This window comes from Sinorhizobium sp. FG01 (assembly GCF_002531875.1).
Lineage (GTDB): Bacteria > Pseudomonadota > Alphaproteobacteria > Rhizobiales > Rhizobiaceae > Sinorhizobium > Sinorhizobium fredii_C.
On sequence record NZ_NWTB01000002.1, the window covers coordinates 564,471 to 578,758 of the forward strand.

Below are 14,288 nucleotides of genomic sequence, written 5' to 3' on the forward strand. Positions count from 1 at the left end.
GGCCGTGTCCCGACGCCGCCCTTAGTCGGACGCCTTGGTGACGCCTTCGAGCCGCGTCAGCTGATTGGGATGACCGACATAGTCCTTGACGCGCGCATTGACGACGATCGGCTCGAAGCGTTCGAAAAGCGGCAGCACGGCGGGCTTCTGCTCGACGAATTTTTCCTGCATCTCGACATAGATCTCGCCCCGCTTCTTCGCGTCCGGCTCGAGCGAAGCCTTGGAGGTCAGCGCCGTCAGTTCCGGAATGTCCCAGGCCGAGCGCCAGACGAAGTTGCCAGCATTGTTCGCCTCCTTGGAATTGTCAGGATTGCTGGAGAACTGTTCCATGGAGCCGAGGACGTTCGGCATGTAGGCGCCGGTCTGGGGGATGAGCAGGTCGAAATTGCGCGCCCGGTGATCGGCAATGATGTCCGAGCCGTTGCCCTGCTGGATGTCGACCTTGATCCCGACCTGGCCGAGCGAACCCTGGATGGCAGTCGCCAGGTCGATGCGCGGCGTCTGCGCGATGGTCTTCAGCGTCAGCGAAAAGCCGTTGGGATACCCCGCTTCCGCCAGCAGCGCCTTGGCCTTCGCCGCGTCGAAGTGCCAGTCCGGATTGGCAATGGCATACTCGTAATCCTCCGGCACCGGCACGTTGCGGACCCGGCCATAGGGGCCCATGATCGTCTGCTCGATGCCCTTGTAGTCGATGCTGTAGGCGATCGCCTCGCGCACCTTGGGATTGGCGAGATATTGGTTGCCGGCATTCATCGACAGAACATAGAAGCCGCCGGTCGGCACCCGCTGGACCTCGAAACCTTGCTGGTCCCCGAAGGTCTTCAGGTCCGCTGCGCTCAGCGCGCTGGCGATATCGATGTCGTTGCGCTCGAGCATCAGGCGCGCCACCTGGCTTTCCGGCACGTGCCGCACGATGACACGACGCATGTGCGGAGCGCCGCCGGCATACGCGTCGTTCGCCTCGATGATGACCATCTCGTTGGGCGTCCAGCGCTTCAGCGTGAAGGGGCCGGAGCCTGCCGAATTGGTGCGCAGCCAGGCATTGCCGTAGTCATTGTCCTGCACGTGCTTCTTGACCTCGACGCTGTCGACGACGCTCGCGACGCACATTGCCAGCCGGTAGAGCAGCAGCTCCGCCGTGGTTTCGCCGGAAAGGTCGACGCGCACCGTTTTCGGATCCACTGCCCTGACAAGCTTGTCGACATTGTCGGCCATATAACCGATGCGCTTGAAATTGGCAGCCGAGGCCTGATCGAGCTTGAGCAGCCGACCGAGCGAATAGACGACGTCGTCGGCGGTGACCGGATTGCCGGAGGCGAAGGTCGCTTCGCGCAGATGGAAGGTGATGCCCTTGTCATCGATCTCCCAGCTTTCGGCGAGCTGCGGCGCGATCTTGCGGTTTTCCGTCTTCACCAGCCGGTCGTAAAGATTGGACATGATCTCGATCGCCTTCGCCTCGGTCGCCTGTTGCGGATCGAGCGACAGAACCTGGGCGAGAGAGGTGCCAATGACCAATTGGTCGTCGGGAGTAGCGGCGTGTGCGCCGGGCGCAGAAAAGCTCAGAACGATTGCCGCGGCCCCTGCGATGAGGCCCTTCGAAAAATGCTTCATTGAAACTCCTCCCTGACCTATTATAGGAGACATATTACGTCGTCCGTATGTCATAGTATGAATTAGCGACATTCGGCGGCGTTGGCAAGAGCTTTCCGGGCGAGACCGTGAAAGCAACGGACTCTGATGAGGGATAAATGACGGGCGGACGACAGAGACTGGCGCAACAGGTAATCGACGAACTGCGCCGGCAGATCGAGGCCGGCAGGCTGAAGGAGGGTGACCAATTGCCGACCGAGCCGCAATTGGAGGCGAGCTTCGGCGTGAGCCGCACGGTGGTCCGCGAGGCGATCGCCGACCTGCGCGCCGCAGGCTACGTCCGCCCCATTCAGGGCAAGGGCGTCTTTGTCAGCGACCCGAAAGCAAGCCGGCGCTTCGCGCTCACTCCGGTCGAAATCAGGAGCATCCCGGAAACGCTTGAGCTCCTCGAGTTCCGGCTGGCCTGCGAGAGCGAAGCCGCGGCGATTGCCGCATATCGCAGGACCGCCGAGCAGGAAGCGGCGATTAGCGTCGCCAACAGAAAGATGGCGCAGCTGATCGAGGAGGGGAAGCCGACGGTCGAGGCCGATTTCGAGTTCCACATGGCCATCGCCGCGGCGACCAACAACCGCTTTTACCTCGATGTGATGCGCCAGTTCGGGCCGCGTGCCATTCCCCGCAGCCAGTTCACGACGTTGCCCGAGGCGGCCGACAAGGCCTATCTGCTCGGCGTCCAGGCGGAACATGCCGACATCCTCGCAGCCATTGCCGACCAGGATCCGGAACGCGCCAGGCAGGCGATGCGCAAGCACATCATCGCCAGCCAGCGCCGCTATCGCCGGCTCGCCGAGCAATAATCGCTCGACATCTCCGAATAATTCATATTATGTCATACGACACTGGATAAGTTCGGGAAGGAGCCTCTCCGTGTATGTAGGAACGCAGGTCGCGGCGCGCGACGACGAGGATTACCGGGTCTACGCCCAGCTTGGCGTCAAAAACATCTCCGCCGATCCGCCGGGCGATCCGGCAGGCTGGACGCTCGAGGATCTGGAACGGCATCGCGACCATGTCGAGAGTTTCGGCCTCGTACTCGACATGATCCAGCTTCCCCTGCCCTCGAAGCCGATCGAGAAAGCTTCCTTTCCGGATATCCTGCTGGCCGGCCCGGAACGCGATCGGCAGATCGATGCTGTCTGCCGGATGATCGAGAACTGCGCCCGCGCCGGCATTCCGGCGGCCAAGTACAATCTGAACCTGATCGGCATTCCCCGCAGCGAAATGGAACGCGGCCGCGGCGGTTCGATGAACGAGGCGTTTCGCTGGGATCGGATCGACCAGAACGCCGCGCCGGGCTTGGCCGGCGTTCTGTCGGAGGACGAGAACTGGGAGCGCATCGACTATTTCCTGGAACGCGTCGTGCCGGTCGCGACCAGCAATCGGGTACGCATCGCCTGCCATCCGCACGATCCCTATGCGCCGCCCGGCTATCGCGGCGTCACGCGCGTGTTGGGCACGGTCGAGGGGCTCAAGAAATTCGTGCAGATGCATGAGAGCCCCTATCACGGCCTGAACTTCTGCCAGGGCTCGATCGGCGAGATGCTCGACAATCCGCGCGAGGAGATCGACGAGATCACCCGCTGGTTCGGCACGCGCGGCAAGATCTTCAATCTGCACTTCCGCAACATCCGCGGCGGCAAGCTTTCCTTCATGGAAACCTTCCCCGACGAGGGCGACATGGACATGGTGCGCTCGCTGAAGATCTATCACGAGGTGGGATACCAATACATGGTGATGCCCGACCACGTGCCGACGATCAGCGGCCGCGACCCGACCGGCGTTGCCTTCGCCTTCTGCTATGGCTACATCACCGCGCTCATCGAGTCGCTTTCCACCGGGGCCGCCCAGGGTTAACTGCGGCATTTTCGTGACTATCCCTTCCGGCCGGCAGACAACTTTAGACGCAGCGCATGTCGACGCGTATCCTGCTGACAGACGCCTTCTCCAGTGATATTATGGTATCCCATAATATGCGGCTCGGACGTAACGGCCAGGACCGGATCGAGATCGCGCATTTGCCACAGGTGCTGGCGGAAAGGGAACGGCCCCATGAGCGCGTCTGAACAGCCGATGCGAGTCCTCCGTCCGGAGAAGACCCTTCGCGAGCTTGCCCTGGAAAAGATGCGCGACGCTATCGTCAACATGCACTTCAGGGCCGGCGAACGGCTTGTCGAACGCGATCTCTGCGACCAGCTCGGCGTCAGCCGGACGATCGTCCGCGAGGTGCTGCGGCACCTGGAATCCGAAGGCCTCGTCGCCATCCAACCGAACCGCGGCCCGATCGTCGCCGAGACAACCCCGGAGGAGGCCCGGCAGATCTACGAGATCCGCGGCGTGCTCGAAGGCATCGCCGCCAAGGCCTGCGCCACACAAAAGGACCCCGCGGTCGTGGCCGAGCTCGAGCGCATCCTTGCCCGCATCCGGGCCGCCTATGCCGCCAACGAGCTCGCGGCGGTTCTCAGCGCCACGACGGATTTCTACCGCACCCTGTTTGAGAATTCCGGCCGCCATGTCGCCTGGGGAATCGTCAATTCGATCACCGCGAGGATCAATCACCTGCGCTCCATGACGATCAAGACGCCCGACCGCGACAAGCAGGGTCCGGCCCAGATGCAGAAGATCATCGACGCGATCAAGGCCGGCGACGGCGCGGCGGCCTATGAGGCGGCAAATGTGCATGTCAAGAATGCGGCGGCAATCGCCGAGGCGCTGCTCGCGGAACAGCAAGGCGCGAGGGCGGGGTAACAGTGCCGCCCGGAGCTGGCGCGAAAGTAAAAAAAGCCCCTCTCTTCAGACGAAATTAACCATGATGCGCACTGGTGGAATTCTTGGCCGCCGGCGCCCCGTTTTGCTCGCATTCCCGCGATCATGATGGGGGATGGATAAGGCAGGCATCGCATTCATGGCGCTGATACTCGTCCTCGTCTCTCTCGTGATGAGCATCCTTGCTGTCGACCGAGCGGAGTTGGAGACGCCGCCGGCCAGGGCGGCACTGGTTCCCACCAACTACCGGTGAGGCATCCTTCGCGCTGGAACAACGAGGTCTCCGGGTGAGTTGCTAGCCAATGCAACGATCCCCGGGAAACCTTCATGCGTCTCGTCCTGTTCGTAATCATCGCCTCGGTCATCAGCATACTTGCTTTCAAATATGCGGATAATTCCTTGGGCAATGCACCTGTCGCAGCAACAGCGGAAGAACTCTCTGAAGATTAGCAAAGCAGGCGCCAACCTGGGATTATCACCGCTTTTCCGAACCTTACGCCGCTTCAGCAGAAGACGTGCGCCGTCGCCGGGTCGAAGCCGAGCCAGACGCTGTCGCCGCGGCTGAGGCTGGAAATCGCCTCGTGACCGAAGGGAAGGCGAACGGCCAGCGCGTCGCCCCTGGCGGTCTCGGTCGCGACATGGATGTTGTTGCCGAGAAAGGTGATGTCGCTGACCGTGACGGGCAGAGCCGTCGCGCCGCCCGGCGCCGATCGCATCAGGCGCAAGCGTTCCGGCCGCAGCATAAGCGCCGCCTTGCCGCCGGCAACCGGCTTGCCATGCACCGGTACGTTCGGGATAACTGTCGTGCCGGCGAGCGCGATCTCCGCTTTGCCGTTTGCCGCCGTCACCAGATCGCAGGGTAGGAAATCGCTGTCGCCGATGAACTCGGCGACGAAGCGGGTTGCCGGATTGGCGTAGAGTTCCGGTCCCGTGCCGATCTGGTCGATCACCCCCTTTGAAAACACGGCGATCCGATCGGAGAGCCTGAGCGCCTCTTCCTGGTCATGGGTGACATAGAGGATCGTCACTTCCGTCTGCTGGTGGATGCGGCGGATCTCGTGCTGGATCTCCTCGCGCAGTTTCTTATCGAGCGCCGAAAGCGGCTCGTCCATCAAGAGCAGCGGTGGGTCATAGGCGAGCGCCCGCGCCAGCGCGACGCGCTGCTGCTGGCCGCCGGACATCTGTGCCGGCTTGCGGTCCTCGAAGCCTTCGAGCCGCACGAGCTTCAGCATGTCGCGCACCTTGGCATCGATCTCGGCCTTCGGCAGCCGCCTGACCTTCAGCGGGAAGGCGATGTTCTCGCCGACGGTGAGATGCGGAAACAGCGTGTAGCGCTGGAACACCATGCCGATATTGCGCTTGTGCGACGGCGTCGACAGCAGCGTTTCCCCGTTCAGCACGATGTCGCCGCGGGTCGGATCCTCGAAGCCAGCAAGAATATAGAGCGTCGTGCTCTTTCCCGAGCCGGAGGGCCCGAGGAATGTCAGGAACTCCCCCTGCGCTACGTCGAGATTGACGTCCTGAACGGCGGTGACGGGTCCATATTCCTTGCGGATGCCGCGGATTTGCAGGAAGGGTTTGCTCATGACTTCAATCCTTTGCGAACGATGGCGACGAGCACCATCAACAGCACGGTGAGCAGGATGAGGAGGGTGGAGGCGGCGGCGACGACCGGCGTCAGATCCTGCCGCAACGTCGCCCAGACCTTGACGGGAAGCGTCTGCAGCGTGGGGCTCGCCATGAAGATCGCCACCACGACTTCGTCCCAGGAGGTGAGGAAGGAGAAGATCGCCGCCGAGAAGATGCCGTGGCTGATCGCCGGTAGCGTCACGCGGATCTTCGCCTCGAAGGGGAACGCGCCGCACAGCACGGCGGCGTCTTCGATCGACTTGTCGAAACCCTCGAGTGCACTGGTGATCGACAGAATCGAGAAGGGCAGCGCCAGCACCAGATGGGAAATGACGAAGCCGGTCAGCGTTCCGTTGAGGCCGATCTGCAGGAAGAACGCGTAGAGCGCCACGGCGAGAACGACGACCGGCAGGATCATCGGCGTCAGGAATAGGGCTTTCAGCGCTTCGCGAAACATGAAGCGGCCGCGCGTCAGACCGAAAGAGGTGACGAGACCGAGCAGGACCGAAAGGACCGTGACGATGATGGCGATCTGGAAGCTCGTCCAGGCGGACTCCAGCCAGCGGGGATCGGCAACCAGTTCCTGATACCATTTCAGCGTCCAGCCGGGCGGCGGAAAGATCAGCCATTGCGACGAGCCGAAGGAGAGCGCCGCGATGAACAGGATGGGCAGGAGCAGGAAGGCGGCCGTCAGCAATGTGATGCCGAGGAGAACCAGCTTCCACCGGCCGAGTCGGTCGAAATTCAGGAGCATGTCAACGTCCTCCCATCCGGTCGGTGCCGAAGAAGCGTAGCTGAACGGCATAGAGCGCGAGCGTGACGACCAGCAGCACCAGGGCCGCTGCACCGCCCATGCCCCAATTGACCAGAGACTGAACGAACTGCGCGATGAGTTCGGCGAGCATCATGTTCGCCGTCCCGCCGAGCAGCGCCGGCGTGACGAAGTAGCCGAGCGACATCACGAAGACCATCAGAGCGCCGGCCGCCATGCCGGGAATGGCGAGCGGCAGGAGAACCCGGACGAGGGCCTGCCAGCGATTGGCGCCGCAAAGCGCCGCCGCCTGCAAAACGGCCGGATCGATTTTCCGGATGACGCCATAGAGCGGCAGGATGATGAAGGGCAGCATGATATAGGTCATGCCGATCGTCACCCCCGTCAGGTTGTTGACGAGCGGCAGAGGCTTGTCGATCAGGCCCAGGCCGATCAGCAGCTTGTTGATGACGCCGGTGCGCTGCAGCAGCACCATCCAGGCATAGGTGCGTGCGAGGAGATTGGTCCACATCGACAAGAGCAGGATGGCGAAGACGACAGAAGCGAGGCGGCTCGGCATGATGGCCAGCGCCCAGGCGACGGGAAAGCCGATCAGCAGCGATACGAGCGTGACCAGGCCGGAAACGATGAAGGTATTTGCGAATATCCTGAGATAGGTGGAGGAGCCCAAGAGTTCGGCATAGTTACCGAGGCCCGGCACGGGCTCCGAGACGCTGCGCGCCAACAGGATGGCGACCGGCACGACGAAGAACAGGACCAGCAGGCCGAGCGCCGGCAAGGTCAGGTCGAAGTCGGTGAAGCGCAGGCGGTGTGCAGGGATCTTCGATCCTTCCGCCCTCGCGTCGGTACGCGACAACATGGCTGTGTCTCCCATTTCAGCTGCGCGAGGGACCTCCTCCTGCCCCTGCGTGGGATCGGCGGGGAGTACGGGCTGCGCACTCCCCGCCTCCTACATTTACTCTGCCTGCCAGGCGTACCAGCGCTCGCCGATTGCGTCGCGGTTCTCTGCCCAGTAGCTCATGTCGGCATTGACCTGGCTTGCCGTCTGCGCATCCGGCAATGTCTTCGCCAATTCCGGGTCCATCACCTTGGGAGAATCCAAGTTGATGGGCGCATAGCCGGTGGCCTTGGCGAGATCGGCTTGCGCCTGAGGCGAGGTAGCGAGCGCGATGAACTGCATCGCGGCTTCCTTGTTCTTTGCGCCCTTAGGCACGACGAGCGAGTCGGCGGCGGTAATGTTCTGCTCCCACGAGGTCTCGACATTGATGCCGCTCTGGGCGAGCGCCGTCATCCGGCCGTTCCAGAGACTGCCGAAGGGGGCCTCGGCGGAGGCGAGGAGCTGCTGCGACTGCGCACCGCCGGTCCACCAGATGATTTCCGGCTTGATCGTGTCGAGCTTCTTGAAGGCGCGGTCGAGATCGAGCGGATAGAGCTTGTCGGCCGGGACGCCGTCGGCGAGCAGCGCAGCCTCGATGACACCCGGGGCCGACCACTTGTAGAAGGCGCGCTTGCCGGGGAACTTCTCGATGTCGAAGAGATCGGCCCAGGTCTTCGGGCAGGCCTCGACCGCATCCTTGTTGCAGCCGATGACGAAGGAATAATAGAAGCTGCCGACCGAATAGTCGGTGACGAAGCGCGGGTCGAGCTTCGTCTTGTCGATCACCGAAAAGTCGAGCTTCTCGAGCAGCCCGTTCTTGCCGGCCTGCGCCGCATAGTCGCCCTCGACGTCGACGACATCCCAGGTCACCGAGCCTGCCTCGACCATCGCCTTCAGCTTGCCATAGTCCGTCGGCCCGTCCTGCAGGACGTTGATGCCGGTCTTTTCCGTGAATTTCTCTGCCCAGGCGCTTTTCTGCGCGTCTTGCGTCGTGCCGCCCCAGCTGGAAAAGACGAGATCGGCGGCCGTTGCCGGCATGGCCGTTGCGATGGTTGCGGCTGCAGCCGCCAAAGCGAGTATCTTCTTCATGTTCCCTTGCTCCGTGATCCGGTTTTGCTTGGTTGTTCTATGACACGCTGCCGCCCGTCGGCGAAAAGCGCGCCGCCTTCATGATCTTGTTCTCCGCGACTTCTATGAGGTCGCGTATCTTGGGGAGGAAAGCCCGCCAGGCCGGGTCTTCCATGAGTGCGGCCCGGCGCCTCTCGCGATCGTCGAGGCTCCGATAGGCCCAGATGTGCACGATCTCGTTGATCGGCCCGATCTCGGAGAAGAAATAGGCGACGAGCTCGCCGAGATGCTTCTTCTGGATCGCGATGCCCTCTTCCTGACCACCTTCAGGTAGGCGGGGATGGCGCCGTTCTTCAGCCGATAGGTGCGGATTTCGTACAACATCGCCGTCACCGCATCACGAAAGGATCGGGGATCGGCTCGTCCGAGGTCCTCAGCCACACCGTCTTCGTCCTCGTAAAGTCGAGCGCGGCCGCCATGCCGCCCTCGCGGCCGTGGCCGGAAAGCCCGAAACCGCCGAAGGGCGCGATCGGCGAAACCGCCCTGTAGGTATTGACCCAGACGATCCCGGCGCGGATCCCCTTGATCAGGCGGTGTGCACGGGTGAGGTCGCGGGTGAAGAGGCCGGCCGCGAGGCCGTAGCGGGTATTGTTGGCGAGTTCGAGCGCCTCCGCTTCCGTTTCGAAGGAAAGCACGGAAAGGACGGGACCGAAAAACTCCTCATCAAGTGACGGCGAAGCACTGCCGTCGCAATCGAGAATGGTCGGCCGGTAATAGTAGCCGGCGCCTTCGGGGGCCGTGCCGCCCGTGACCAGCTTGGCGCCGGCGGCAAGCGAGCGCTCGACCAGCGCCTCGATATGATCGCGCTGACGGCGGGTCGCGAGTGGCCCGACCTCGGTCGCCATGTCGAGAGGGCTGCCGATCCGGACCGCCTCGGCCTTTGCCTTGAGGATGTCGAGGAAGCGGTCCTTGACGCTTGTCTCGACGATCAATCGCGATCCGGCGACGCAGCTCTGGCCGGTCGCCGCGAAGATGCCGGCGACCTGGGCATTGGCCGCACTCTCAAGATCAGCATCGGCAAAGACGATGAAGGGCGACTTGCCGCCGAGCTCAAGCGAGGTCGAGGCGAGGTTCTCCGCCGAATTGCGTACCACATGACGCGCCGTCTCCGGCCCGCCGGTAAAGGCGATATGATCGACCTTCGGATGGCGGCTGAGCGCCGCACCGCAGGCGGGGCCGAAGCCGGTGATGATGTTGACGACGCCGGCCGGGAAGCCCGCCTCGTGGATGAGCCGGGCAAATTCAAGGACCGGCGCCGGCCCGTCTTCCGAGGCCTTCACTACCATGGTGCAGCCGGCCGCCAGCGCCGGGCCGATCTTCACCGCCGACAGGAACAGCTGGCTGTTCCACGGCACGACCATAGCGACGACGCCGATCGGTTCTCGGCGCAGCCAGACATCCATGTCCGGCTTGTCGATCGGCAGATAGGAACCCTCGATCTTGTCGGCGATCCCGGCGTAATAGCGATAATATTCCGCGACATAGGCAATCTGCGCCGAGGTCTCGTGGATGATCTTGCCCGTGTCCCGCGTCTCCAGTTCGGCCAGTTTCTGGGCATTCTCGGCGACGAGGTCGGCAAGCTTGTAAAGAAGCTTGCCTCGCTGGGTGGCGGTCAGCTTGGACCACGGTCCCGCGGAAAGGGCCCTATGGGCCGCCTCGACAGCGCGATTGACATCGGCTTCGCGCGCTTCCGGCATCTCCGCCCAGGCGGCACCCGTCGCCGGGTCGATGCTTTCGAAGCGGGCTTCGCCGTCTGCAAATTCGCCATCGATATAGCACTGGAAGCGCTGCATGTGCCCTACTCCGCAAATGCCGGCATGACATCGGCGATGAAGCGCTCAAGCGAGCCCTTCTTGCGCTCGAAGCTCATGCCGGTATCGATCCAGAAGGAATATTCGTCGTAACCCATCGCCTGATAGGTCTTCAGGCGGGCGATGACTTGATCGGCCGTGCCGACCGCGAGGTTCTTGCGCATCACCTCGGGCGAGATCAGCGCATTCTCAGCCATTTCCTCTTCGGAAATCGTCTTGATCAGCCCCTGCCGGATAGGCTTTTCGTTTTTGAACCAGGCGAAGAAATAGTTGTAGTAGACGCTCATCTCCCTGGCGGCCTGTTCGAGATCAGCCTCGTCCGTGCCGACATAGGCGTGCTGCAGCAGCATGATCTTCGGGCGCTTGATCTCCGGGTTCTGGGCGCAGGCCGCCTCGAAACGCTCCATCAGGCTGGCGATCTCGCCGTCGCCGTTCCAAAGCGGTGTGACCTGTACGTTGCAGCCATTGGCGACCGCGAATTCATGGCTGTTGGGATCGCGCGCCGCCACCCAGATCGGCGGATGCGGCGCCTGCATCGGCTTCGGCGCCGAGGTCGTCGACGGAAAGGTCCAGAACTCGCTCTCATGCGCGTAGTCGCCTTCCCACAGGCCCTTGATGGCGGGGATGAGCTCGCGCATCCGCTGGCCGGCGCCCCAGGCGTCCAATCCGGGGGCGAGCCGCTCGTATTCGAAACTATAGGCGCCGCGGGCAATGCCGATGTCGAGCCGACCGTCGCTGATGATGTCGGTCATCGCCGCTTCGCCGGCGAGCTTGATCGGGTGCCAGAACGGCGCGATCACAGTGCCGGTGCCGAGCCGGACATTTTTCGTGCGGCGGGCGAGATCGGCGAGGCTGAGGAAGGGATTGGGCGCGATCGTGAAGCTCATGCCATGGTGCTCACCGGTCCAGATCGCATGCATGCCGCCCTTGTCGGCGATTTCACAAAGCTGGATGAACTCGCGATAGAGGCTCTCGTCCGACTGTCCGGGATTGAGCCGCTCGAGATGCACGAAAAGCGAGAATTTCATGGATCAGGCCTTTCTGGCATAGGGGTGAACCTTGCCCTGTTTCTCATCCCCGACGTAAACGCCGAAGTTGCCGAGCGCGCTCTCGGCGGCAAAGCGCCTCAGGAGATCGGCCGTGGCGGAGTTGTCCATCGCGTCGAGCGGCAGGTCCGCAATCGGGACGAACCGCCCCGCCTTGGTGTCGCCGGGCTCGGCGGCGGCCCGATAGACGATGTGCTGGTGGCCGGTCGTCTTGTTGTCGTAGACCGAATAGAGAAATCCGACCTCGATCGCCAATTCCGTCGTGTTCGTCAGATGATCTTGCAGCGCCGCCAGCGGCTCACCGCCCTTGAGCTCCATCTGTGGCAGGCGCCAGTGGCCACCCGCCTCCGGGATCAAGAGGACGGCGCCGGCGCGCTCGACGACGGCGGCAATCAGCGGCACGCCCTCCGCGGCGGCCGACACCGCCTTGCCGGACAGACCCGGCGTGATGTAACTGCCGCGTGCGAAGCCGAGCCCGGCCATGACACCGTTCTCGAAGGCCTCGACGCGGCCGATCAGTATGGCGTGGTCGCCGGCGTCGACGATCTCGTTCGTCGAGCAGTCGAACCAGGCACTGACGCCGGCGAGAATCGGAGCGCCGTATGGCCCATGCCGCCATTCGACCGTCGCGAAACGATCCTCCACCGGTTTGGCGAAGGTGTTGGAAACGGTCATCTGCTTTTCCGACAGGACGTTGACGGCAAAGCCCTTGGCGCCCGTCATCGTCGCGAAATTGCGGGAGGTCTTGGCGATGCAGACGAGCAGCAGCGGCGGATCGATCGACACGGAAGCGAAGGAGTTGGCGGTAAAGCCGATGGGATTTCCAGAGGCGTCCTTCGCCGTGACCACCGTCACGCCGGTCATGAACGAACCGAAGGCGTCGCGCAGCGCGCGGGGGTCCAAAGAAGCTGTGTTCATGACCTCTCCCCTTCCCTTGAAAGCCAGTCTTCGAGGATTGCATTGACCGTGTCGGGCGCCGTCAGATTGACCATGTGGCGGTGCCCTTCAATAATTCGCGCCCAGCCGCACGGCGCCGCGGCGGCCATGGCGTGCGCCATTTCCGGCGTCGAGTTCGGATCCTCCGAGCCGGTCAGGAACAGGGCCGGGCAACGAACCTCGGGCCAGCGTGGGGCATAGACGGCATCGCCATGCGCGAAGGCGCTATAGGCCGTCGCATAGCCTTCAGGATCAACGGCCTGCAGCCAGCCTCGCGTCAGTTCGTAGACCGACGCGGTTCCACTATCCTCGCCGAACCAGCGTTTCAGCGGCCCGTCGACGTCGACGGCGCCCTTGCCGATCATCTGGGCCCGGGCGACGACTGCCGCCTTCGCATCGGCATCACGCAAGTATACGCCATTCAGAAGCGCCGCGCGGCGGATGCGCGTGCCAAAGGTTACGGCCGCGCCACCGGCGATCAGGGCGCCCATCGAATGGCCGGCGAGATTGACACACGCGAGTTTCAGGTCATCAAGAAAGACGCCCAGCCAGGCGACGAAATCCTCGAGCTTGGCGCCCGGAGCCAGCCTGTCGCTCTTGCCATGGCCCGGCATGTCGACGGCGATGACCCGGCACCGGCCAGACAAGGCGGCAACCTGCGGCGCCCAGGCCTCGAGCCGCATGCCTACCCCGTGGACGAGGACAAGCGGTTCGCCATGGCCGGTCTCCACATAGGCGGCGCCATGTGCGGTTCGCTCTCGCCCGGCACCCAGGCCAGCAAATTCCGTTCGCTCTGACTGAAGCATCGCCGCGGTCCAATAGAGAGGCGTCAAACGCCGGCCGGGTTGGCGACGTCCTGCCCGAGATCCTTCAGATCCTGATAGCGGTCGCCGATCCGGTGATGCGGACGTCCGCCGACCGAGGCGCCGAGCGCAACGACGATCTCGTTTGCCGCCGGGGCGTCGGCGATAGAAGTCTGGATGGTGAGATAATGGGAGCGGCGTCCTTCGTCGTTCTTGTCCATGAGGGGGATCATCAAGGGTGCGTTTGCCGGTCCGCGCGTATTGCAGAAGGCCAGATAGGATTTGGCCCCGACAGCCTGGCGGTAGTGATTGCCGAAGCGCAGCGTGTGGATCAGTGCCGAGGCATGCTCGACCTCGCCGTCGAGACCGACGATGGCCGACTTACCATAGGCCTCGACCGCCTCGCCCGAGCCGACGGCGTCGATGATCATCTTCGTCAGCAGCTCGCCGAGAACCGGGGCAGCGGCGTGGATCTCCGGCTTCAGGTTCTCGACGTAGCCCACACCCGCCCAGGGGTTCTTCACGACGGCGATGGCCGAATAGAGCTTCAGCGGCGCCGGCGCAGCCTTGCCGCCTTCGATCAGCGTCGTCTCCACCTGCAGCAGGGTCTTGCGGATTTCGATGGGCATCGCCGCCTCCTTGATATCTCTATTACATACTATGGTATGCCATAATACCGCGGAGTCAAGCGGCGTTTTCGGAAATGCGCAAAGCCGAAGCCATTCAGCAGCCTGGAACGAAAAACCCCGCTCGTTGCCGAGCGGGGTTGAGTCGGTTGGCGATACGTTTCCTTGCCGTCAGCCCATTCGCTCGGACGCATAGCTCCCAGGGCTCGGCGGAAACACCACGACGCGGTTGCCGTTGATGAAGGTG

Annotated in this window: 15 protein-coding genes and 1 pseudogene; 5 read left to right on the forward strand and 11 right to left on the reverse strand. The window is 63.2% G+C overall.

Annotation, left to right across the window (positions count from 1 at the left end):
• Positions 1 to 21: 21 nt before the first annotated feature.
• Positions 22 to 1,611, reverse strand: coding sequence for an ABC transporter substrate-binding protein (locus tag CO656_RS02610; protein ID WP_097524700.1), 1,590 nt, complete (start codon positions 1,609 to 1,611; stop codon positions 22 to 24).
• A 137-nt stretch (positions 1,612 to 1,748) separates the two neighbouring features.
• On the opposite strand from CO656_RS02610, the gene CO656_RS02615 reads away from it, so the two are divergent.
• From CO656_RS02615 to CO656_RS31205, 5 genes are all read left to right on the forward strand, one after another.
• Complete coding sequence (locus CO656_RS02615) at positions 1,749 to 2,447, forward strand: FadR/GntR family transcriptional regulator (RefSeq protein ID WP_037425660.1); 699 nt, start codon at positions 1,749 to 1,751, stop codon at positions 2,445 to 2,447.
• A 70-nt stretch (positions 2,448 to 2,517) separates the two neighbouring features.
• Positions 2,518 to 3,504, forward strand: coding sequence for a mannonate dehydratase (locus CO656_RS02620; RefSeq protein ID WP_097524701.1), 987 nt, complete (start codon positions 2,518 to 2,520; stop codon positions 3,502 to 3,504).
• 195 nt (positions 3,505 to 3,699) lie between these two features.
• Positions 3,700 to 4,395 (forward strand): GntR family transcriptional regulator, encoded by a 696-nt coding sequence (locus tag CO656_RS02625; protein WP_037425666.1) that lies wholly within the window; start codon positions 3,700 to 3,702, stop codon positions 4,393 to 4,395.
• A 133-nt stretch (positions 4,396 to 4,528) separates the two neighbouring features.
• Positions 4,529 to 4,666 carry a hypothetical protein gene (locus tag CO656_RS02630; protein WP_086022811.1) on the forward strand — a complete coding sequence of 46 codons (138 nt, stop codon included), beginning with the start codon at positions 4,529 to 4,531 and terminating at the stop codon, positions 4,664 to 4,666.
• Positions 4,667 to 4,740: 74 nt separating this feature from the next.
• Positions 4,741 to 4,863, forward strand: a complete 123-nt coding sequence (locus CO656_RS31205; RefSeq protein ID WP_272938880.1) for a hypothetical protein — start codon at positions 4,741 to 4,743, stop codon at positions 4,861 to 4,863.
• A gap of 53 nt (positions 4,864 to 4,916) precedes the next feature.
• On the opposite strand, the gene CO656_RS02635 is transcribed toward CO656_RS31205, so the two are convergent.
• The 10 genes and pseudogenes from CO656_RS02635 to CO656_RS02680 all read right to left on the reverse strand — a co-directional run bounded on the left by CO656_RS02635 (position 4,917) and on the right by CO656_RS02680 (position 14,044).
• Positions 4,917 to 5,999, reverse strand: a complete 1,083-nt coding sequence (locus CO656_RS02635; protein ID WP_097524702.1) for an ABC transporter ATP-binding protein — start codon at positions 5,997 to 5,999, stop codon at positions 4,917 to 4,919.
• Positions 5,996 to 6,796 (reverse strand): ABC transporter permease, encoded by an 801-nt coding sequence (locus CO656_RS02640; RefSeq protein WP_097524703.1) that lies wholly within the window; start codon positions 6,794 to 6,796, stop codon positions 5,996 to 5,998. The genes CO656_RS02635 and CO656_RS02640 overlap by 4 nt, the downstream gene beginning before the upstream one ends.
• Position 6,797: 1 nt before the next feature.
• Positions 6,798 to 7,673 carry an ABC transporter permease gene (locus tag CO656_RS02645; protein WP_097524704.1) on the reverse strand — a complete coding sequence of 292 codons (876 nt, stop codon included), beginning with the start codon at positions 7,671 to 7,673 and terminating at the stop codon, positions 6,798 to 6,800.
• 96 nt (positions 7,674 to 7,769) lie between these two features.
• The gene (locus tag CO656_RS02650; protein WP_097524705.1) at positions 7,770 to 8,780 is read right to left on the reverse strand and encodes an ABC transporter substrate-binding protein; all 1,011 of its coding nucleotides are present in this window, start codon (positions 8,778 to 8,780) and stop codon (positions 7,770 to 7,772) included.
• Positions 8,781 to 8,817: 37 nt separating this feature from the next.
• Positions 8,818 to 9,143 (reverse strand): annotated as a pseudogene (locus CO656_RS02655) (NIPSNAP family protein).
• A gap of 5 nt (positions 9,144 to 9,148) precedes the next feature.
• Complete coding sequence (locus CO656_RS02660; RefSeq protein ID WP_097524706.1) at positions 9,149 to 10,612, reverse strand: aldehyde dehydrogenase; 1,464 nt, start codon at positions 10,610 to 10,612, stop codon at positions 9,149 to 9,151.
• Positions 10,613 to 10,617: 5 nt separating this feature from the next.
• The gene (locus CO656_RS02665) at positions 10,618 to 11,658 is read right to left on the reverse strand and encodes an LLM class flavin-dependent oxidoreductase (protein ID WP_097524707.1); all 1,041 of its coding nucleotides are present in this window, start codon (positions 11,656 to 11,658) and stop codon (positions 10,618 to 10,620) included.
• 3 nt (positions 11,659 to 11,661) lie between these two features.
• Positions 11,662 to 12,594, reverse strand: coding sequence for a flavin reductase family protein (locus CO656_RS02670; protein ID WP_097524708.1), 933 nt, complete (start codon positions 12,592 to 12,594; stop codon positions 11,662 to 11,664).
• The gene (locus tag CO656_RS02675) at positions 12,591 to 13,418 is read right to left on the reverse strand and encodes an alpha/beta fold hydrolase (protein WP_097524737.1); all 828 of its coding nucleotides are present in this window, start codon (positions 13,416 to 13,418) and stop codon (positions 12,591 to 12,593) included. The genes CO656_RS02670 and CO656_RS02675 overlap by 4 nt, the downstream gene beginning before the upstream one ends.
• Positions 13,419 to 13,441: 23 nt before the next feature.
• Positions 13,442 to 14,044: an amino acid synthesis family protein gene (locus CO656_RS02680; protein ID WP_037425688.1), complete on the reverse strand. Its 603-nt coding sequence runs from the start codon at positions 14,042 to 14,044 to the stop codon at positions 13,442 to 13,444.
• Positions 14,045 to 14,288 lie beyond the last annotated feature (244 nt).

Bases quoted from the DNA above. Each gene is read 5' to 3' on its own strand.
- CO656_RS02660 (WP_097524706.1), bottom strand. From the start codon at position 10,612: ATGCAGCGCTTCCAGTGCTATATCGATGGCGAATTTGCAGACGGCGAA.
- CO656_RS02630 (WP_086022811.1), top strand. From the start codon at position 4,529: ATGGATAAGGCAGGCATCGCATTCATGGCGCTGATACTCGTCCTCGTC.
- CO656_RS02670 (WP_097524708.1), bottom strand. From the start codon at position 12,594: ATGAACACAGCTTCTTTGGACCCCCGCGCGCTGCGCGACGCCTTCGGT.
- CO656_RS02625 (WP_037425666.1), top strand. From the start codon at position 3,700: ATGAGCGCGTCTGAACAGCCGATGCGAGTCCTCCGTCCGGAGAAGACC.
- CO656_RS31205 (WP_272938880.1), top strand. From the start codon at position 4,741: ATGCGTCTCGTCCTGTTCGTAATCATCGCCTCGGTCATCAGCATACTT.
- CO656_RS02610 (WP_097524700.1), bottom strand. From the start codon at position 1,611: ATGAAGCATTTTTCGAAGGGCCTCATCGCAGGGGCCGCGGCAATCGTT.
- CO656_RS02640 (WP_097524703.1), bottom strand. From the start codon at position 6,796: ATGCTCCTGAATTTCGACCGACTCGGCCGGTGGAAGCTGGTTCTCCTC.
- CO656_RS02675 (WP_097524737.1), bottom strand. From the start codon at position 13,418: ATGCTTCAGTCAGAGCGAACGGAATTTGCTGGCCTGGGTGCCGGGCGA.
- CO656_RS02665 (WP_097524707.1), bottom strand. From the start codon at position 11,658: ATGAAATTCTCGCTTTTCGTGCATCTCGAGCGGCTCAATCCCGGACAG.
- CO656_RS02680 (WP_037425688.1), bottom strand. From the start codon at position 14,044: ATGCCCATCGAAATCCGCAAGACCCTGCTGCAGGTGGAGACGACGCTG.
- CO656_RS02645 (WP_097524704.1), bottom strand. From the start codon at position 7,673: ATGTTGTCGCGTACCGACGCGAGGGCGGAAGGATCGAAGATCCCTGCA.
- CO656_RS02615 (WP_037425660.1), top strand. From the start codon at position 1,749: ATGACGGGCGGACGACAGAGACTGGCGCAACAGGTAATCGACGAACTG.
- CO656_RS02650 (WP_097524705.1), bottom strand. From the start codon at position 8,780: ATGAAGAAGATACTCGCTTTGGCGGCTGCAGCCGCAACCATCGCAACG.
- CO656_RS02635 (WP_097524702.1), bottom strand. From the start codon at position 5,999: ATGAGCAAACCCTTCCTGCAAATCCGCGGCATCCGCAAGGAATATGGA.